This window comes from Mucilaginibacter sp. P5_A4 (assembly GCF_056400605.1).
Genome location: NZ_JBFUKX010000020.1, coordinates 72,519 through 93,488 on the forward strand (window position 1 = coordinate 72,519; position 20,970 = coordinate 93,488).

The 20,970-nt window shown below is 41.1% G+C and carries 12 protein-coding genes; 10 read left to right on the plus strand and 2 right to left on the minus strand.

What is annotated here, in order from left to right:
• Positions 1-24 precede the first annotated feature (24 nt).
• Positions 25-2,421 carry an ABC transporter permease gene (locus AC1DQW_RS14075; RefSeq protein WP_477454657.1) on the plus strand — a complete coding sequence of 799 codons (2,397 nt, stop codon included), beginning with the start codon at positions 25-27 and terminating at the stop codon, positions 2,419-2,421.
• Between the two features lie 175 nt (positions 2,422-2,596).
• The gene (locus AC1DQW_RS14080) at positions 2,597-3,616 is read left to right on the plus strand and encodes a DUF4097 family beta strand repeat-containing protein (protein ID WP_477454658.1); all 1,020 of its coding nucleotides are present in this window, start codon (positions 2,597-2,599) and stop codon (positions 3,614-3,616) included.
• Positions 3,617-3,703: 87 nt separating this feature from the next.
• Here AC1DQW_RS14080 and AC1DQW_RS14085 read toward each other — a convergent pair whose 3' ends face one another.
• Both AC1DQW_RS14085 and AC1DQW_RS14090 read right to left on the minus strand, forming a co-directional pair.
• Positions 3,704-4,522 carry a sugar phosphate isomerase/epimerase family protein gene (locus AC1DQW_RS14085; RefSeq protein WP_477454659.1) on the minus strand — a complete coding sequence of 273 codons (819 nt, stop codon included), beginning with the start codon at positions 4,520-4,522 and terminating at the stop codon, positions 3,704-3,706.
• Positions 4,523-4,578: 56 nt separating this feature from the next.
• The gene (locus AC1DQW_RS14090; protein ID WP_477454660.1) at positions 4,579-5,421 is read right to left on the minus strand and encodes a phytanoyl-CoA dioxygenase family protein; all 843 of its coding nucleotides are present in this window, start codon (positions 5,419-5,421) and stop codon (positions 4,579-4,581) included.
• 125 nt (positions 5,422-5,546) lie between these two features.
• Here AC1DQW_RS14090 and AC1DQW_RS14095 point away from each other — a divergent pair, with 125 nt between their 5' ends.
• The 8 genes from AC1DQW_RS14095 to AC1DQW_RS14130 all read left to right on the plus strand — a co-directional run bounded on the left by AC1DQW_RS14095 (position 5,547) and on the right by AC1DQW_RS14130 (position 20,874).
• On the plus strand, positions 5,547-6,422 hold the full coding sequence (locus AC1DQW_RS14095) for an AraC family transcriptional regulator (protein ID WP_477454661.1): 876 nt from the start codon (positions 5,547-5,549) through the stop codon (positions 6,420-6,422).
• 190 nt (positions 6,423-6,612) lie between these two features.
• On the plus strand, positions 6,613-9,039 hold the full coding sequence (locus AC1DQW_RS14100; protein WP_477454662.1) for an ABC transporter permease: 2,427 nt from the start codon (positions 6,613-6,615) through the stop codon (positions 9,037-9,039).
• 130 nt (positions 9,040-9,169) lie between these two features.
• A complete protein-coding gene (locus tag AC1DQW_RS14105; RefSeq protein WP_477454663.1) occupies positions 9,170-11,578 on the plus strand; it encodes an ABC transporter permease in 2,409 nt (802 codons plus the stop codon).
• Positions 11,579-11,699: 121 nt separating this feature from the next.
• Positions 11,700-14,165, plus strand: a complete 2,466-nt coding sequence (locus AC1DQW_RS14110) for an ABC transporter permease (RefSeq protein WP_477454664.1) — start codon at positions 11,700-11,702, stop codon at positions 14,163-14,165.
• A 269-nt stretch (positions 14,166-14,434) separates the two neighbouring features.
• The gene (locus tag AC1DQW_RS14115) at positions 14,435-16,834 is read left to right on the plus strand and encodes an ABC transporter permease (protein WP_477454665.1); all 2,400 of its coding nucleotides are present in this window, start codon (positions 14,435-14,437) and stop codon (positions 16,832-16,834) included.
• 101 nt (positions 16,835-16,935) lie between these two features.
• Positions 16,936-17,451, plus strand: coding sequence for a hypothetical protein (locus tag AC1DQW_RS14120; RefSeq protein WP_477454666.1), 516 nt, complete (start codon positions 16,936-16,938; stop codon positions 17,449-17,451).
• Complete coding sequence (locus tag AC1DQW_RS14125) at positions 17,448-18,272, plus strand: hypothetical protein (RefSeq protein WP_477454667.1); 825 nt, start codon at positions 17,448-17,450, stop codon at positions 18,270-18,272. Before AC1DQW_RS14120 ends, AC1DQW_RS14125 begins: the two co-directional genes overlap by 4 nt.
• A 184-nt stretch (positions 18,273-18,456) precedes the next feature.
• Positions 18,457-20,874, plus strand: a complete 2,418-nt coding sequence (locus AC1DQW_RS14130; protein ID WP_477454668.1) for an ABC transporter permease — start codon at positions 18,457-18,459, stop codon at positions 20,872-20,874.
• The last annotated feature ends 96 nt before the right edge of the window (positions 20,875-20,970 follow it).

Below are 20,970 nucleotides of genomic sequence, written 5' to 3' on the forward strand. Positions count from 1 at the left end.
ATCCATGAACCAATGAACTAACATATGCTACGTAATCACATCAAAATAGCTTTCAGGAGTTTGAGCAGGAATAAGGGTTTTACCTTTATCAATATCACGGGTTTGGCCGTGGGGCTTGCGGTTTGCATCATGATTATGCTGTATGTAACCCATGAAATGAGTTACGATAGTTTTCACAAAAACGGGAAGCGGATTTATAACCTCCGGGCATCTATAAAGGTGGGGGGAAATGTCATGAATATGGCCTACATGAGTTACGCTGCCGGGCCTGTTGTAAAGCAAAATAATCCTGTGGTGGAGGATTACATGCGTACGATGACTTATTTCAGGCCATTGGTGGTGAGCAATCCGAAATCACCCGAAAATAAGTTTGCAGAAAGTAAACTGATGTTTGCAGATGCGGGTTTCTTTGATTTTTATTCTTTTAAATTATTGTCGGGAGAGGCATCGGATGCACTCAAAGCGCCATTCTCTGTTGTAATCTCCAGGGATATCGCCCAAAAATACTTCGGCAACGTAAATCCGGTAGGGCAAACACTTATCATAAAAACAGATAGCGCATATACCTATCACATTACCGGCGTAGCCGAAAACGCCCCGTCAAATTCATCTATTGACTTCAACTTTGTGGCGTCTAACACAAGTTTGCTTTCAATGAAAGAAGCATCAATGTATACAGGTTCGCAAGGTATAAGCTTTGGCTCATTCGGGTTGACCCTGCTTTTAAATCATGCCTCGGATACTGCCACGTTGAGGCGTAACCTGCAGGCAATGGCCAAAAAGGATAAAAGCTTTGATGAGATGATTTATACCTTATCGCCAATAACGGATACCCACCTGCACATGAACTTTGGCGATTCATCTAACACCAGGTATTTAAAGATTTTTCCACTGGTGGCCGTGCTCATATTGCTGCTGGCATTGGTTAATTACATGAGCCTTTCTACCGCGAGGGCGACGTTAAGGGCCAAGGAAGTTGGGGTACGCAAGGTATCTGGTGCAAGCCGTATTAGCATTGCCATGCAGTTTTATGTAGAGTCTGCCTTGTTCGCGGGCATTTCATTCGTGTTGGGTTATTGTCTGTGTTATCTGTGCAAGCCCTGGTTTTTAAATGTGTTGCAGTTAAAGATCGATAATTCGTTTTTATACAGTCCACAGGTTTTGGGGCTGTTGTTTGCGTTGCTGGTATTAACTGTGTTAGTAGCCGGGAGCTATCCTTCGCTGGTTTTGTCGGCATTTAAGCCAGTGGTTACACTCAAGGGCAAGATGAGCAGACAAGCCGGCGGTACCGTGGTACGCAAAGTATTTACCACATTGCAATTTGCCATTTCGGTAGGGTTGATTATTTGTGGTATTATTATCGATAGGCAGCTCTACTATTTCAGGCATGCAGATACAGGTATCAACCGCGATAATATTGTAATGCTGCCTGTAGGTACCAACCTTGTGAAAAATTACCAGGCCTTTAAAAAAGACATCAGTGATTTGGCAGGTATCGATAAGGTTGCTACTTCACATTATGCTATGTACAAAGGCTATGATATGTTTTTTGCCGCCGGCAAAACTAAAGAAGAGAAAAGTATAGCTATAGCCAACTTAGTTGCCGATAATAACTTTATCCCCGTTCTTGGTTTAAAATGGAAATATCCTCCTGCACAAAATACCGAAATTACCGGTCGTAACAAAGTTGTAATTAACGAACTGGCTATAGGAAAACTGCATTTGCCTGCAAACCCTGTAGGCAGTTTTATTAGTGATGGCAATAACAAACTCCAGGTTATGGGAGTACTTAAAAACTTCAACTTTAGCTCGATGGCAGATGAGTTACAACCCTTTGCTTTGTTTACGCTGCCGGATACCTCATCCTTTTGGAAAAGAACCGGCTGTAGTTTATTTGCCAGGATAAAACCGCATACCAATTTGCCAACCCTGTTGGCTAAAATGCAGGGCATTTATAAAAAGTATGATCAGGATACGCCTTTTGATTACACTTTTATGGATGATGCCTTTAACCAGCAATACAAAGCCGAAGACCGCCTGGCATCTATATTCAGCCTGTTTACTTATATAACTGTTATACTGGCTACCATGGGCCTGTTTGGTTTGGCTGCTTTCACTATTGAGCAGCGTACCAAAGAGATTGGCATCCGTAAAATATTAGGTGCCAGCCTGTCGACAATCAGCACCCTGTTATCTATGGATTTTCTGAAATTGGTGTTGCTATCGGTTATTATCGCTTCGCCAGTTGCCTGGTGGGCCATGCACAGCTGGCTGCAGAATTTTGCCTACCGCATTGCCATACCATGGTGGGTATTTACCGTTGCCGGAGCAATTGCGATGGTAACGGCGGTTGTCACTATTAGTTACCATGCTATAAAAGCAGCTTTGGCAAACCCGGTAAATAGTTTAAGAGCGGAGTAGTTCATTGGTTCACTGGTTCATTAGTTCATTGGTGAAAAGTCTGATATTGAGATTTGATACTAATATTTAGTAATTCTTTTTAGTATTTAAAGCTTAGGATTTAGAATTTATTTTTTACCGGGTGCAACATATTTCTTCTTGCTGCTGTCTTATTAACAAACCAAACTAAAACATTATGAAAAAGCACTTACTGTTATTATTTGTTGCCTGCCAAAGCTGTGTTGTTTTTGCGCAGGACTCCAAAACGCCATACATGACCAAATCCTTATCAGGAGCTATAAAAGACGTATTTGTTAGCACATCGGGGGGCAGCATCAGCGTTAGCGGAGCAGCCGGGGAGGCGCCTCGTGTAGAGGTTTATATCCAGGGCAACAATGTTATTGGCAAAATATCAAAAGAAGAAATAGAAAAACGCCTGCAAAATTATGACCTTAGTGTTACCGTTAGTGGTGGCGAAGTTCATGCAACCGCCAAAAACAAGCACAATTTTTCAAACTGGAAAAACTCTTTAAGTATTGGCTTTAAAGTATTTGTACCAAAACAGGTTAATACAAACCTGAGTACCAGTGGTGGCAGTATCCACATGGATAACTTATCAGGTAATGAAAAATTTGAAACCAGTGGCGGCAGCTTACATGTTGACAAATTAACCGGCATTGTTAAAGGCGAAACATCTGGCGGCAGCATTCATGTAAGCAATTCTGGCTCGGATATCAGCCTTGAAACCAGCGGCGGCAGCATTGAAGCCAGCAATTGCAATGGCAAAATTCACCTGGAAACCTCTGGTGGTTCATTGCGCCTTACCGACTTAAAAGGTACTATAGATGCAAATACCAGCGGTGGCAGTATCAATGCAAATAACATAGCAGGCGAATTTAAAACAGGAACTTCAGGTGGTAGTATCAATCTTACTAACCTGGCATGCGCGCTTGATGCATCTACCAGCGGTGGCAGTTTTCATGCACAATTTAACAGCGTTGGTAAATATGTTAAAGTAGATGTTAGCGGGCATGTAGACATATCGATTCCGTCAAAACAAGGCTTGGATCTTGATCTGCGTGCCGACAGGGTAGAAGCTAACTTCACCTCCAACTTTAGCGGAACTAAAGAAAAAGAAAAAATTGAAGGCAAACTAAACGGCGGCGGCTCTTCTGTAGTAATCAGGGGTAACCGTATCAATCTTAATCTTAACTAAGATCTATATAAAGTAATTAAGTACAAAAAAGGGGCCTGTTGTTTAACGCGACAGGCCCTTTGTGTGTTTAGCCATAAGTACTTAGTCTTAAGTCCCCTGGTAGCGCTTCTTAAGTAATTGCATCATGCCAACGTTAATGTCCCATTGGTTTGATACCGGCATTTTTGTATACGGCAGTACAGGCATGTAAGGGGAAGGGCCAAACTCGGGTGTAATGGTTAATTGCCCGGCACCGCTTTGCAGGCGCGAATTTACTATAGCATCCCACCACTGCAAATGTGCTTCCAGTTCTGTTTGCCATTCGGGGGCATTTGGATCAGAAACCTGCGCAGATTGGGCATGGCCAACGCGCGCGTGAATATGAACAGTCCGGCTGATGGCTATTTTAACCGCCTCCGGTTGCTGTTCCAGCAAGCTTTCAGATACATTACACCAGTGCGAAAAATCTGCGGTTATCAAAACATCAGGATTATCTGTAAGTAATTGTTTAGCGATATGGGCTGCAAATAAAGCTTTATTCCGGTGCGTTTCATGGGCAATGGTAATGTCGCTTGCAACGGCAATCTCGTTAGCTATGGCAAAAAGCTCTTTGTTTTGGTCGTTTGTGAAATAATCCTTTCCGGTTTGCGAATCAATCAAAACCGGCTGCACTTGCACTGTATTTTCAAGATGTTTGCGGAAGTTGATTTTGTGCAACTCAAAATCTTCTTCAAAAGATTGGTAATATTGACCAATCAATAACAGATCGTATTTTTTAAGTGCATTTAAGATGATATTCTTTTGCTGTTCATCAAAAGGTACAGATGCTTCGACACCCTGGTAACCGGCTTCCCTTACTTTAAAACAAAATTCATCCCAGGACAATTGTTCAGAGCCCCAACGGGGGCAAAAAAACTTTATTTTCATTTGAAATTTTATTCAATGGTAAATGGCAGTTTATCAGGTTAAACGGTCTTCTATGATTATTTGCCCCACTCATTACCTTGTAGTGCCGGATCTTCCTCTTTTTTTAGAAAATCAGCTTTAACCCGCTCTTCTGTTTGCCATTCCAGAATAGCTTCGTTGGGAACGACCTCTACAGGTGTTTTCCATGAAGTGGACTTTTCATTATAAGCAAGGTTGGATTGCAGGCTATAGCAGGATATAATTGACCATCTTGGGTAATCGGACAAATTAGCTTCTGAACGATGCAATAGGTTACTATGGAAAAACAGTGCATCGCCTGGTTCCAGTTCAGCGTAAATTAATTCCATTGATTTCAGTGAGTTTTCCACCATCACCATGTCGGCGCCAACTTGTTCACCGGCATAACCGTGATTGATCCTCCCCATTTTGTGCGAACCTTTAATTACCTGGAGACAACCGTTTTCTTTGTTGGCAGTAGTAAGTGCAATCATTACGCTAATAAGCTGATCGGGAAACATAAATTGGTTTTTATACCAATAGCCGTAATCCTGGTGCCATTCCCAGGCACCGCCAACTTTTGGCTCTTTCTGCATCAATTTTGAATGGAAATGGCATACCCTGGATTGGCCGCCGAGCAACTGTGCAACCGAATCCACCATCTTTTGACTTCTCGTTAGATATCCGAAAACATCATTTCCAGGTGTAAACCATAAAGACAGTTTAGTTTTTTTGCCCGATTGATCGTTCAGATCAAGTGCATTATTCAACATGTTATCGTCACTGGTTGCAGCTTTGTACAGCTTGTCTATTTCCGGTTTACTAAAAAAACCTTTTACTATCACATAGCCATCTTTATGATAGTGGCCACTTTGTTCTGGTGTTAATTTAATGTTTGGCATACAATTGGTTTTAATACACCAAAGGTCAAAATCTTTGTCGGCGGCCGCCACATCGCATCTGTTAAAAACCGATACTTTTCTAACATTTAGAAAAAATATTTAAGTAAAATAGCTTAATATTGGGCATGAAACCAGTATTGGAATATTTACCTCGAAATTCAGGCGAATCCTTTGTTACCAAATATTTTGATTACAATTTTTTTCCAACGCCGTGGCATTTTCATCCCGAATATGAACTTGTACTGGTTACCGAAAGTACCGGAAAACGTTTTATAGGTGATCACATCAGCGAGTTTAAGCAGGGGGACATGGTGCTGATCGGTCCGTATCTGCCACATACTTACCAAAATGATGCAGATTACCTGGAAGAGCATTCGGTATTAAGAGCTAAATCCATAGTTGTTCATTTCAAGGAGGATTCCTTTGGCGACGGCTTTTTCGCATTGCCCGAAACGCAAAAAATTTCAGGTTTACTTCAACGCTCGGTTAAAGGGTTAAGCATTACGGGTAAAACTAATATGTTGATAACGGCAAAGCTGAATGTTTTAATAACAGCCAAAGGATTAACCAGGTGGCTATTGTTAGTTGATATATTAAATATCCTATCGGGTAGTAATGATTTGCAGGAAATCTGCCATAATGTGATTACCGGACAAAATCCTGCTGAAACAAAAAGGATGAATAATATTTTAAATTTTGTTCTCAATAATTTTAAGCGCGAAATTACTATCGCGGAAGTCGCCGGTTTGGCTAATATGGCAGAAAATTCATTTTCAAGATATTTTAGTCAGCGTACAAGAAAATCATTTACAGCATTCCTGAATGAGGTCAGATTAAATTACGCTGCCAATCTTTTGATTGAAACATCCCTGAGCGTGACCGATATTTGTCTTGATTGTGGCTTCAACAACTTATCTAATTTTAACCGCCAGTTTAGGGCAGTGTACCAAAATAACCCACTAAATTTTAGGAAGTTATATCAGCGGCAAGCAGTTCAATAATTAAAAATTTGCTGATCCAAATACTCAATTTAATTCGGCGTATTATCGGGCATACAAGTGTATCATAAGCGTACACCCACTGTTACGCCTGCGTACAGTTATAAATCAATTTACAAATTAAATATTTGATTATCAATAAATTAAATAATTGGTATGCGTTTTAAACAGCATTAGGTGTAATTACATCACGATGCTTAAAAATTATATCAAAACCGCCTGGCGTAGTTTAAGGCGGAATAAAATATTTTCATTTATAAACGTGTTCGGCCTTTCGGTTGGATTGGCTTGTTGCATGCTGATTACTGCTTATGTTTATAGTGAATTAAGTTATGACAGCTATGCACATGAAGCCGGCCAGATTTATCGGGTTGGTATTAAAACTATTGAAAACGCAGGTGTAAGCGTGTACCCAAATGTGGATGTGGCAGTAGCCAAAGGGATAAAAGATCAGTACCCGCAGGTAGAAGAAGTAACCAGGCTTACCGGCCGGAAACCGTCGTTTATAGAATACAACGGGAAAAAATTTAAAGAAGAGCACCTGCAAATGGTTGACGCTAACTTTTTGCAAATGTTTTCGATCCCGTTGACAGATGGCGATATTAAAACATGCCTTAAAGAACCTTATAGCATGGTAATTACCAAGGCCTTTGCGCAAAAATATTTTGGCAATCAGCCGGCTTTGGGTAAATCGTTACTTGTTGATAAGGACCCTTACAAAGTTACCGGGCTTATTGATAAGGTGCCTGATGACTCTCATTTTCACGGCGATGCTTTTTTTAGCATGAATACCTTTGTAAGAGACGCCAGGCAAACATGGAGCAATATTGGATTTTTTACTTACATAAGGCTAAATAAAAATGCTGATCCTAAGAAACTGGAAGCTTCCTTTCCTGACGACCTTGTCAGGAAATTTGTAGTGCCCGAAATAGCCCATGATATGGGTATGAACATGGCCGAAGCCGGCAAATCAGTAAATACATTCCTGTTTTATTTGCAGCCTTTAACGGACATTCATTTACACTCCGCCACCAAGTATGAGTTAGAGGCCAACGGCGATATTCATTACGTATACATTTTTGGCGCATTAGCCATATTTATACTGATGCTGGCTTGTATCAACTTTACCAACCTGTCAACCGCAAGCTCGGCAAAACGAAGTAAAGAAGTAGGCATTCGCAAGGTTTTAGGATCAGAAAGAAGCGGCCTGATCTCGCAGTTCCTTACCGAATCTGTATTACTTACTTTGGGAGCCATGGTATTAGCAATAGCCCTGGTTTACCTGCTGTTGCCCATGTTTAATAACTTGTCGGGCAAACACATCGGGATCAGCTTTTTCCTGAATTATAAAGCCATAATTATTGAACTTTTACTGGCATTTACAGTTGGAGTAATAGCCGGTATTTATCCTGCATTTGTTTTATCGGGCTTCCAGATCATCAGTGTGTTAAAAGGAGGTACGGGAAGTACAAAAACGGCGAATAAAAATTATTTACGCAGCGCGCTTATTGTTTTCCAGTTCGCGGTATCTACAGCACTCATTATAGCCACGTTTGTGGTTTACCAGCAATTGCATTATATGCAAAACAAAAAACTGGGTTACGATAAAGACCAGGTTTTGGTGATAAATGAAAGCTGGTCGTTACGTAACAACATTGACGCGTTTAAACAGGAGTTGCTGCGTAATCCGCAGGTGATCAATGCAACCATATCAAGCAGTGTTCCGGGTACTGGGGGTGGTATCGATGGCACACAGATAGACGCTAAGGAATTTAATGATAAGGGCGGCCATGCCGAGATCCATACTGATATTTTTCATGTTGATGAAAACTATATACCAACTTTAGGTATCCAGGTGGTAAAAGGTCGTAATTTTTATCCGTCATATCCCGGCGATTCGATGGCTGTTGTAGTGAACGAGGCTTTGGTGCGCGACCTGGGCTGGGGTAAAAGCGATCCGGTAGGTAAAACTATTGTCCGCTCGGCAAGGGCTCACTATACAGTTGTGGGTGTAATTAAGGATTTTCATTATGTTTCGGCCAGGCAGAAAATTGCACCGCTGATGTTATTACCCGGTCATAGTGCGAGCTCAATTATGGTTAAGGTAAAAACTAAAGATATTAAAGCCTTAATTACTGATATGAGGGCTCAATGGAATAATTTTAAGTCGGACCTCCCATTCAGTTATTCTTTCCTTGATGAGAAATTTGCCTCACTTTATGCAGCGGAACAGCAAACCGGCAAAATATTTACAGTATTTGCTGTTATCGCTTTAATTATAGCCAGTTTGGGCTTATTTGGTTTGGCCGCTTTCATGATCAGGCTGAGGGTTAAGGAGATTGGCATCCGCAAAGTTTTAGGTGCATCAACAGGTAGTATTACAACACTGCTATCTAAAGAGTTTTTAAAGCTTATTATTATCGCGTCGTTGATTTCATTTCCCATCACCTGGTACGCCATGAATAAATGGCTGCAGGATTTTGCATACCGCATAAGTATACAATGGTGGGTGTTTTTATTGGCGGGTTTTATAGCCGTATTGGTAGCCGCGATCACAATTAGCTTTCAATCGGTAAAAGCAGCTATGGCAAATCCGGTGAAAAGTTTGAGGACTGAGTAGGTTCATTGGTTCATTGGTTCATTGGTTCATTGGTTCATTGGTTCATTGGTTCATTTGAAAAAGGGCGCTTAAGTTAGCAGTTAGCACTTAGAGTTTGGGATTTAGGGTTTAAAAATTAGAATTTAACGATATGATTAGGAATTATTTGCGCAGTGCCATGCGAAACATTACCCGGCACAAATTTATTTCGTTCATCAATATTTTTGGATTAACCATTGGGTTAACCTGCTGCCTGCTCATTGTGGTTTATGTGATCAGCGAGTTGAGCTACGACAAGTTTAACGCCAACGCTGATGATATTTATCGTGTTACCCGTAGTTTTAACACCCCGGATGGAGTAGAAACACTTCATCTTGGAGCGGTAGCGCCTCCGTTTGGGCCGTTGTTAAAGAATGAGTTTTCGGATATTAAAAAAGTTACCCGGATATTATCCAATGGTTCAAGCTCATTGCGGTATAAGGATAAGCTATTTAATGAGCGTGGTTCGTACTTTGCCGATGAGAGTTTTTTTGATTTCTTTAGTGTAAAAACAATTCATGGTGACCCTAAAACAGCTCTTACAGAACCGTTTACTGTAATGCTGACACCGGAGCTGGCCCGCAAATATTTCGGTAATGAAGATCCGATGAACAAGGAACTCCGATTGGATAACCAATACAACTTTAAAGTTACCGGGATCTATGAGCCTTTTCCCGAAAATGCCCAGCTGCATCCACAAATGCTATTATCTTTCAATACCTTGAATAACGACGCTATTTACGGCAAAAAAGGGCTGGAGACCAATTGGGGCAATAATTCATTCTTTACTTATCTTTTATTCCCCAAAGGTTACAATGTGGATCATGTGGCCTCGCAGTTCCCGGCTTTTTTAGATAAGTATGTTGGCAATAATGAATCAAAGAACAGCAAATTATCCTTCCAGAAATTTCTGAGCATCCACCTGAACTCGCACCTGGATGATGAGTTAGAGCAGAATGGTGATATCAAACGGGTTTATATATTTTCGGCAATTGCCTTGTTCATTTTACTGATAGCCTGTATCAACTATATGAACCTGTCAACAGCACGCTCAACCTTAAGGGCTAAGGAGATCGGCATCCGTAAGGTAATTGGGGCGCAGCAAAAAGAGATCATCACCCAATTTTTAAGTGAATCGGTATTAATAACTGCTTTTTCGTTAATACTGGCACTGGTTATCACCTGGCTCATTATGCCGCTGATTAATAAATTTTCGGGGCTTACGCTTTCGTTTAACCAGTTATTTCAGCCTCAAATAATTGTGACTGTTGTAGCTATGCCATTTGTGATAGGCATTATTAGCGGTATTTATCCGGCCATCTTTATGTCGTCGTTTAAACCGATTAAAGTTTTAAAGGGAATGTTAAAAGTAGGCTCTGGGAATATCTCATTCCGTAAGGTATTGGTGGTTTTGCAGTTTTCTATTTCCATTATTTTGATAGTGGCAACAACCATTGTATTTCAGCAATTGAGGTACATGCAGCAAAAATCCCTGGGCTTTAATAAAGATCATTTGGTAACCATGGGTAATGCATTTAGTCCAAGCCAGTTTGAGGTATTTAAAAACGAAGTGATGAAGGATGGTACTATAAAGGGTGTTGGTCGTTCATCAAGGATTCCGTCGGGGCGTTTACTGGATGATCAGGGTATTTCCGTTATACAGGGCAGCACAATACAGGCTGTTAAAGCCGACGTTAAGAACATTAATGCCGATTATGGGTTTATCCCAACTTATGGCGTGAAGTTGGCAGCCGGCCGTAATTTTTCAAAGGATTTTGCTACCGATAGTAATAACTATATAATAAATGTTTCTGCTGCAAAAGTATTAGGCTGGAAAACGCCTGAAAGCGCCATAGGCAGGGAAATAAGCTATGGTGGCGTAAACGGAAAAGTTATAGGCGTAGTTAATGATTTTCATTTCGAATCGCTGCACCAAAATATCATCCCGTTGTTAATGCGCATGCCATCATTCGCTAATAATAATTACGGCAGACTATCCATTAAAATAGATGGCGGGAACGTGCAGTCGGCCATAAACACATTGGAGCAAACCTGGAAAAAATATCAGCCCGAAACTCCATTTGAATACACCTTTTTGGATGAGAAATTCCAGAAACTGTATGATAGCGAGCAACAGCAGGGGAACCTGTTCACCATATTCTCGTTCATTGCCATATTTATAGCATGTTTGGGGTTATTTGGCTTGTCGGCATTTACCATTACACAAAGGGTTAAAGAGATTGGGGTGCGTAAGGTATTAGGCGCCAGCATCCCGCAAATAGTAACCGAACTATCAAAAGACTTTTTGAAGCTGGTGCTAATCGCCTCTGTAATTGCTCTGCCTGTAGCCTGGTATACCATGAGTAAATGGCTGCTTGATTTTGCTTTCCGCGTCAGCATCCAATGGTGGGTGTTTGTAATGGCTGGCATTATTGCTTTGGTGATTGCTTTTGTAACTATCAGCTTTCAATCCATCAAAGCAGCAACGGCGAACCCGGTTAAGAGTTTGAGGAGCGAATAGGTTTGTTCATTAGTTCATTTGTTCACTGATCTTGTTTGATTGATATTGATGTGTTAAAGACAAATGCTAAAAACTAATGAAGAATACCACTAATGAACGATTGAACTAATGAACTAAAAAGATGATAAAAAATTACTTAAAGATCGCTTTCCGCAATTTCGGGCGGCATAAGCTGTTTACAATGATTAACATTGTTGGTTTATCCATTGGCATTAGTGCCGCATTGGTAATTTACGTTATTGTAAATTTTGATTTTACTTTTGATAAGTTTCACCAGGATCGGGATAGGATATACAGGGTAGTTTCTGAATATTCATTCTCGGGCGAAGTGGCTTATAATAGCGGAGTAGCAGGCCCGCTTCCGGGTGCTGTCAGGTCCGAGGTTACTGGTTTAAAAGATGTAGTGCCATTTTTTACATTATACCAAACAGATGTGTTTGTACCGAAAGCTGGAGCCGATGTTCCGGTTAAATTTAAAAATCAGAATGATGCTGTGCTTGCAGATGGCCGCTATTTCAAGTTATTTAAATACAACTGGTTAGCTGGTTCTCCTTCAACTGCATTAAATGAGCCTTATAAATTGGTCATTACTTCAGACCAGGCTAAAATTTATTTCCCGAATGTACCTTATAGCCAGGTGCTTGGTAAAACTGTAATTTTTGATACTATTAAAACAACGGTAACGGGCATTGTACAAACACCTGTACACAACACAGATTTTTACTTTCGCAATTTTATATCATACAGTACCGGGCTGAGTAATGCCGACCTGAAGGGGAATTTGCAATTAACCGAATGGGGCAGCACAACTTCGGCATCGGCGTTATTTATTAAGCTTGCCGGTAACGCTAATGCTGCCAATGTAGAAAAGCAGCTGAATGTATTGCTCAAAAAACATAATCCGCCCAAAAAGGAGAATGCCGGGAATAAACAGATGTTTCATCTGCAGCCATTAAATGACCTGCATTTCAACAAAGATTACAGTAATTTCGATAACGGGCGCATAGCCAATAAAACTACTTTATATGGCTTGCTGGTTATCGCCGCGTTTTTACTTGTGCTGGGCTGCATCAACTTTGTAAACCTCACTACAGCCCAGGCCTCACAGCGGGCAAAGGAAATAGGTATCCGCAAAACCATGGGCAGTACCCGCAGTCAGCTTATCGGCCAGTTTTTAAGCGAAACTTTCCTGGTAACCGTATTCGCGGTAATTATAGCCATGTGCCTTGCTCCGGTGATACTTAAGTTATTCACAGATTTTATCCCAAAGGAGATCACGATTGATTATATACGCCAAAGCAGCTTAATTTTGTTCCTGGTTGCGCTCACTTTTGTAGTAACCTTACTTTCCGGATTTTATCCGGCATTGGTACTATCTGCTTATAAGCCTGTATTGGTGCTAAAAAAACAGGCTCAGTCGGGCTCAAGTAAAACCCGCAATGCTGTATTGCGTAAATCGTTAACGGTAATGCAGTTTATAATAGCCCAGTTTTTTATCATGGCTACTATACTGGTAAGCAAACAAATTTATTATGCTTTGCATAAGGATCTCGGCTTTAAAAAAGATGCTATCGTGAATATTACCATTCCGTTTAAGAATACACACGACGGCCTGAAACAAGTGTTTAAAAACAAACTGGCAAGCATTCCACAGGTAGATATGATAAGCATTGGCGGTGCTGCGCCATCGTCAGGCAATACCAACAGCACCGAAATTACTTATAAGGACGGCAGGAAGGAAATAAAAACAGATGTTCAGCAAAAATATGCCGACGAAAACTATATACAGGTTTATCATATCAGGTTGCTGGCCGGCCGCAACATCAGGCAGGCTGATTCGGCAAAAGCCCTTATTATTAACAATACCTATGCGAAGATATTAGGCTTTAAAAATCCAGCCGATGCTATCGGTAAAATTCTGGACCACGACAAACAGAAAATTGAAATTGTTGGAGTCGCCGCAGATTTTTACCAGAAATCGTTACATTCTCCTATTAAGCCCCTAACTATTTTGATACCGGGGAACAGGTTTGGAAACCGTACTTTTCATATAGCCTTAAAACCACAAACGGAAGGAGGAAATGATTGGAAGAAAGCCATCAGCAGCATGCAAATTGCCTGGAAACAATTATACCCTGAAGATGATTTTGAGTATCACTTTTTTGACGCCGATATAGCCAAATTTTACGAACAGGAACAGCATACCTCCACATTACTTACCTGGGCAACCGGCTTATCAATCTTTATCAGTTGTTTAGGTTTATTAGGTTTGGCCATGTATACCACCAGTCTGCGTACTAAAGAAATAGGGGTGCGCAAGGTGCTTGGCGCATCTGTAGCGCAAATAGTAAGATTGCTTTCAACCGAGCTGATATTATTAATTGTACTGGCTTTTGTCATAGTAACTCCGGCTGCCTGGTACGCCATGAATAAATGGATGGAAAACTTTGCTGATCGTACATCTATCAGCTGGTGGATCTTTGTGGCAAGTGGAGCAGGTATGTTGTTAACGGCCCTGTTTACGTTAAGTTTTCAAACGGTAAAGGCGGCAGTGGCTAACCCGGTAAAAAGTTTGAGAAGCGAGTAATAAGCTTAAAGCCGAAGGCTTAAAGCAAAAAGTTATAATTATCTAAAAAGAAAGCGCAAGCTTTCTTTTTAGCCTTTAGCCTTTAGCCTTTAGCCTTTAGCCTTTAGCCTTTAGCCTTTAGCCTTTAGCCTTTAGCCTTTAGCCTTTAGCCTTTAGCCTTTAGCCTTTAGCCTTTAGCCTTTAGTCTTTAGTCTTTAGTCTTTAGCCTTTTAACACATTTTAACTTCTCATTTAAAGAGTTTTAGCTATCATCGTATAAAGTAAATATTATGATCAAAAACTACTTCAAAATAGCATGGCGCAACCTGTGGAAACATAAGTTTTATACGCTGATCAATGTATTTGGCTTATGGCTGGGGATAGCCTGTAGTATTATTTTATTCCAGTTTATTACCTATCACCTAAGTTTTGATGCCTATCACCATAACAAAAAATCGCTTTATAAAATCGTAGAACAGGTGCACCTTGAGGATGGCAGCACGCTTTATGAACGCGGTGCGCCAATGGTCTTAGTGCGCGCCATCAAAGCCGAGTTGCCGCAGATAAAGGACGCGGCTATACTTGTTCAAAAACGATCGTTTACCATCTCGGTGCGGCAAAAGGATGATGCGGGGAAGAAGTTGTTTTATGAAAAGGAAAATGTTGGTCTTACCGACAAGCATTGGTTTAATATGCTTGATTATAATTGGCTTGGCGGCAGCCCCAAAACTGCTTTTAATGACCCCGACAATGCAGTTATTACCCATAAGCTGGCTCAAAAATATTTTGGTACAGATGATGCAGTTGGCCGGGTAATTGGCCTGGATAGTAAGCATAACTTTAAAATAACGGGAGTACTGGCGGATAACGTAGACAATACGGATTTTAAATGCGATATGTTTTTATCGCTCACAGCCATTAAAACACTTTACCCGGATGTTCAAAAGGATTTCCAGGAGAGTTGGTCTTGGGAAGACTCGCGAAATGTGATTTTTCTGTCTTTGCCCCCAAACCTTTCATCCAAAACGGTCGAAGCAGCCATAACCAAAGTTCAGGATAAGGACGCGGCAAAAATTTTCAAGTATATTTTACAACCCATTAATGAAGTGCATTTTGATGGCAGGTACAGTGGCGTGATACAGAAATCGTTACTGACCACGCTTGGTATTGTAGGTTTACTGCTTATCGTTATAGCCTGCGTTAACTTCATCAATATGGCAACTGCGCAAAGCTTTAAGCGGGCCAAAGAAATTGGCACCCGCAAGGTTTTAGGGAGTACGCCATCGGCAATATTTATCCAGTTTGTTGCCGAAACTTCATTGATAGTTTTATCTGCCGGTTTACTGGCTGTTTTATCCGTATGGCTGTTTTTGCCTGTTTTAAACTCCTGGCTGCAAACAACGCTTACGTTTAATTTTGAGCATGATACAGCGCTGTTTGCCTTTATTGTACTCTCCGTAGCTATCATCACTATAGCTGCAGGTTTTTACCCCGCCTTAATTTTGAGCAGGTTTAAACCGGTGAACGCATTGAAAAACCAGGTGAATGGCGACTCGCAATCTGCCGGATTTAGCCGTAAAAGTTTGATAGTTGTTCAAAATGTCATAGCACAGGTGCTCATCATAGGCACTATCATTATTACCATGCAGGTGCGTTACCTTAAAACTGCCGACCTTGGCTTTAACAAAACCGGGGTGATCATGCTGCCGTTGCCCGATTTTGATAAGGGTAAAACAGATTTTCTACGTAACCAGTTATTGGCCAATCCGGGCATCAGTGCGGTTTCTTTTTGCTACCGGGCGCCATCATCAACTGCGGATAAAGGTGGCTCGATAAAATACGATAGCCGTGAATGGGAAAAATTTGTTGGGCGTACCGTTATGGGCGACGCCGGATATGCTAAAACTTTCGGTCTCCGTATCATTGCCGGGAGGAACATTGCCGAAGCTGATTCGGCTAAAGAATACCTGGTGAACGAACAACTCATGCAAAAATTAGGCGTAAAAGATCCGCGGCAGATCATCGGTCGCAAATTTACGGCCGGCGATCTCTCTGAGATCCCTGGTACTATTGTTGGCGTAGTGAAAGATTTTCATGCCAAATCATTATACAAAGCCATTGAACCAACGTATATCAGTACCTTTCGTAGTGCCTATCAATATGCCGGTATCAGGATAGATATGAAAAACCGCGCTGAGGCTTTGGCCCAGGTGCAAAAAATATGGCAATCGGTGTTTCCTGATAACGTTTTTGAATATAGTTTTCTGGATGAGCAAATAGCCGGTTTTTATCAAAAGGAAGACCTGTTAAATAAGCTTATCACATCGAGCGCTATAATAGCGATTTTTATCAGCTGTCTTGGTCTTTTAGGGCTGATCTCGCTGCTTACCATCCAGCGTACCAAAGAGATCGGTATTCGTAAGGTACTTGGTGCATCGGTGGCAAACATTACCGGCTTGCTTTCGATCGATTTTATTAAATTGGTGCTCATCGCGATTGTTGTGGCCTCACCAATAGCCTGGCTCATGATGAGCAAATACCTGCAGGATTTTGCTTACCGCATAGCTATTCAATGGTGGGTATTTGCACTTGCTGCTGTTATTGCCATACTCATTGCATTTGTAACTGTAAGCTATCAATCACTTAAAGCGGCTATGGCCAACCCGGTAAATAGTTTGCGAAATGAATAGCTGGCTATAGTTTCCGGAATTTGCCGTTTTATTTGTTTTTAAACAAAAATAACTTGTCACACCCCGCGTTTTACAGCGCCTTTTTTTATGTTTACCTACAAATGAGATATATTATAAGTACCCTAATTCTCAGTTTCTTCACTTATAATATTTTTGCGCAGGATAAACTGCCGGATACTGTTCATTTACCAAACCAGGTTGGCGATATTATATTTAACCCGCAAACAGATCAATACGATTTTAAGCTTTGCGACAAGGACAACATTTATCAATACTACGGGTTAAATACCTCCTATAAGGGGGAGGCAAAAGCTTTAAAGAAAGAACTGTTTAACAAAATGGTTTATCAGCCACAGTTCAAACCCGTTACAGGCTCAGTTACCGTACGGTTTATTGTAAACTGTAAAGGGCAAACCGGCTGGTTCAGAATTTACCAGTTAGATGCCAGTTATCGAAAGGTCGTCTTTTCGCCGATTTTTGTTACCATGGTATCAGAGGCTGTTAAAAGTTTAAAAGGGTGGATCCCCGGTAAACTTCCCAATGGAACAATTTGCGATACCTATTATTATTTGTACTTCAAAGTTGTTAATGGTCATGTTAAAGATATAGCCATATGAAAAAGTATTTGTTGGCCTTAATATGGTTAAGTGGGGGTGTACTTAATGCACAAACTAATTGCAATGTTTATACCGATAAGCCACACCAGTTGGCATGCCAGTACTATACAGACGCTATTCAATATGCACAAGGATCTAAAAACTCTCAGCAACTGTTTATCTATTCGCTGCAGGCCTGCGCCACTTTTGGGCCAACGTTATGTGAAATGTCGGTGCCTTATTTAAAACGTGGCGATATTTACACCTGGAAAGTATTAATGGATAAAGCGGTACAAGCCGATCCGGGTGCATACTTAGGCATTAGGGGCTGGTGTTATTTTAAATTCCTGAAGGATTACAAAAACTGTTATGCCGATTTGTCCCGTTTATATACACTCACCAACGGTTTGCCCGGTTACACGGGCGATGGCGACTACGACCTCCGCATGGTAATGGCTATGGCCCAGCGCGAAATGGGCAATAATAAACTGGCCATGCATTATTTTAATGAATGCATTGGCGACCATGAAAAGAAAAAAAATTTAGGCCTGTATGATTATTTGCATAGAGGCGTAACGTTGTTGAATATGAAAAAATATACCCCGGCATTGGCCGATCTGAAGCAGGAAGTTAAGAAGTACGAAAAGCTTGCAGATGTTCATTATTATATTGGCCTTGTGTATTTAGCCATGAACGACAAAATTAAGGCATCCAAATCGCTCAGCCACGCCCGTGAACTTTTCCTTGAAACCGGCTACCACCGGGCAGATCCTTATAAAGAAGAACCAGACCAGGTTTACCTATCGGATATAACCAGGGCATTAGCTAAGGTTAAACGCTAACCGTCTCCGTGGCTGCTTTAATGTCTGTTGTCATTATTCCTGCAAAATCACTGTATCATTACCGTACACCCACTGTCACACTTACGAACACATTCGTATTGTTAACTTATGTTAATATATTGATTATTAACTATTTGCTGTTTTGGTATATGTTTTAAACTACGTATCAAAATCTGCAGATAATATGATCAAAAATTATATCAAAATTGCCTGGCGAAACATAGTCAGGCATAAGGCTTATTCAAGCATTAATGTAGCTGGGTTAACCGTTGGCATTGCAGCTTGTTTACTCATTTTTGTGATTATCAAATTTGAATTGAGTTTTGATACTGATCAACCCAATTTCAAAAACATATACCACATTGTAACCCAGGAGAAGCATGAAGCCGATCTTACTTATAACCCGGGTATTGCAGTGCCCGCTACCGAAGCTTTGCGTTTAGATTTTCCGCAGGCAAAAGTAGCGGCTGTAAACGGCAGTTATGGCAGCCAGATCACCGTGCCCGAAGGTGCTGGCAACAACAATGGTGATAAGAAATTCACCGAGAACCTTGGCGTCCTTTTTATCGAGCCCCAGTTTTTTGATATTTTTAGTTCAAAATGGCTGGCTGGGAGTGCCACTGTTTTGAAAGACCCGGATATGGTGGTGATTGATAAAAGTACCGCTATCAAATACTTTGGCGACTGGAAAAACGTGATTGGCAAGACCCTTAAAATGGATAATGTACTCACGCTCAAAATTGCCGGTGTAATTGAAGATGCCCCGGTAAACAGCGATTTTCCATTTAAAATAATGGTGTCATTTGTTTCCTGGAAAGCGCATGGCAAAGATTATAACTACAGCAACGAATGGGGATCAACCAGCAGTAACCACCAGGTATTTATGCTGTTCCCATCAAACCTCAGCCAGGATAATGTGAGCGCGCAGTTGAAAATATTTTCGACTAAGCATTACAAAAAAGGAATTTCCGAAACTCATTTACTCGCCCAACCCTTATCACTTTTTCATTTTGATACCCGCTTTGGCAACCCGCTTGCCGATCATACCATGAGCTATGCCACCTTACGTACGCTTTCATTTATAGCGGTGCTTATTATTATCATGGCATCTATCAACTTTATTAACCTATCAACAGCGCAATCAGTAGGGCGTTCAAAAGAGGTAGGGATCCGTAAGGTTTTAGGCAGCACCCGCAAGCAACTGATAGCCCAGGTTATTGGCGAAACTATGCTTGTTGTTTTATTTTCGGTAATACTGGCACTCGCGGTAGCCAAATTAGCATTGCCACAACTCAAAAACATTGCGAATGTTCCGGAAAGCATTGGCTTGTTCAATGTTCAGAATATGCTGTTTTTAGCCGCGGTTACGGTGATCGTTATCCTTTTATCCGGAATCTATCCGGCTTTAGTGGTATCGGGCTTTAAACCGGTACTGGCTTTAAAAAACAAAATTACTGCAGCCTCAATAGGGGGCATCCCGCTGCGCAGAGCATTAGTGGTTGCGCAGTTCGCAATTTCGCAATTGCTTATCATCGGTACCATTGTAGCCGTGAACCAGATGGATTATGTAAATAAGGCCGATCTGGGTTTTAATAAGGAAGCACTATTGATCATTCCCGGTTATACCGATAGCATTAGTTTGGGGAAAATAAACTCTTTTAAACAACAGTTACTACAAAATCCGGCTGTAAAATCGGTAAGTTTTGCCTCAGATGCGCCATCGTCAGAAAACAACTGGGGTACCAATTTCAACTTTAATAACTCCACAAAAGATAACGGCTTTAATACCTATTTAAAATTTGGCGATGCGGACTATTTTAAAACTTTCGGTCTGCAATTTACAGCTGGGAAGGGTTATGATGTAAGCGATACCGCTCGGCAGGTAGTAGTTAACGAAACTTTTATTCATAAGTTGGGTATTCAAAACGCCGAAAACGCCATTGGTAAAACCGTACGCCTTGGCGGCGGTAAATGGATGCCGATAACCGGTGTGGTTAAGGATTTTAAAACTAATTCGCTGCGCGAAACTGTAAAACCAATTGTAATAAGCGCGGCCAAAAAATTTGAAGGCATTGTAGCCATCAAGGTTCAAACCAAAACACTAAGCAAAACGGTTGCCGACCTGCAAAAAATGTGGGAGAACACTTATCCGCAATATGCCTACAACGGATATTTCCTGGATGAGAATATTGCTAAATTTTATCAATCTGAAAACCAGATGGCCCTGGTTTATAAAATATTTGCTGGCATAGCCATTTTTATATCGTGCCTGGGTTTATATGGCCTGGTATCTTTTATGGCTGTGCAGCGAACCAAAGAGGTTGGTATACGCAAGGTACTAGGGGCTTCGGTAAGCAGTATTGTTTACCTGTTTTCTAAGGAATTTATAGTGCTTATTGTAATATCCTTTGTAATAGCCATGCCTTTGGCCTGGTATGTAATGACGGGCTGGCTTCAAAACTTTGCTTACCGCATATCACTCAATGCCTGGGTATTCCTGTTAGCTATTGGCACATCGGTAATTATTGCCTGGGTAACTGTTGGTTATAAAGCGGTACGCGCTGCAGTGGCAAACCCGGTGAAAAGTTTGAGGAGCGAGTAATTTCGTCATTGGTCATTGGTAATTGGTCATTGGTAATTGGTCATCGGTCATCGGTCATTGGTCATTGAAAAGAGGAAGTCAATTTAGGGTTTAGAA

Coding starts and splice junctions, on each gene's coding strand:
- AC1DQW_RS14080 (WP_477454658.1), top strand. CDS start 2,597: ATGAAAAAGCACTTACTGTTATTATTTGTTGCCTGCCAAAGCTGTGTT.
- AC1DQW_RS14075 (WP_477454657.1), top strand. CDS start 25: ATGCTACGTAATCACATCAAAATAGCTTTCAGGAGTTTGAGCAGGAAT.
- AC1DQW_RS14130 (WP_477454668.1), top strand. CDS start 18,457: ATGATCAAAAATTATATCAAAATTGCCTGGCGAAACATAGTCAGGCAT.
- AC1DQW_RS14090 (WP_477454660.1), bottom strand. CDS start 5,421: ATGCCAAACATTAAATTAACACCAGAACAAAGTGGCCACTATCATAAA.
- AC1DQW_RS14105 (WP_477454663.1), top strand. CDS start 9,170: ATGATTAGGAATTATTTGCGCAGTGCCATGCGAAACATTACCCGGCAC.
- AC1DQW_RS14100 (WP_477454662.1), top strand. CDS start 6,613: ATGCTTAAAAATTATATCAAAACCGCCTGGCGTAGTTTAAGGCGGAAT.
- AC1DQW_RS14095 (WP_477454661.1), top strand. CDS start 5,547: ATGAAACCAGTATTGGAATATTTACCTCGAAATTCAGGCGAATCCTTT.
- AC1DQW_RS14120 (WP_477454666.1), top strand. CDS start 16,936: ATGAGATATATTATAAGTACCCTAATTCTCAGTTTCTTCACTTATAAT.
- AC1DQW_RS14085 (WP_477454659.1), bottom strand. CDS start 4,522: ATGAAAATAAAGTTTTTTTGCCCCCGTTGGGGCTCTGAACAATTGTCC.
- AC1DQW_RS14125 (WP_477454667.1), top strand. CDS start 17,448: ATGAAAAAGTATTTGTTGGCCTTAATATGGTTAAGTGGGGGTGTACTT.
- AC1DQW_RS14115 (WP_477454665.1), top strand. CDS start 14,435: ATGATCAAAAACTACTTCAAAATAGCATGGCGCAACCTGTGGAAACAT.
- AC1DQW_RS14110 (WP_477454664.1), top strand. CDS start 11,700: ATGATAAAAAATTACTTAAAGATCGCTTTCCGCAATTTCGGGCGGCAT.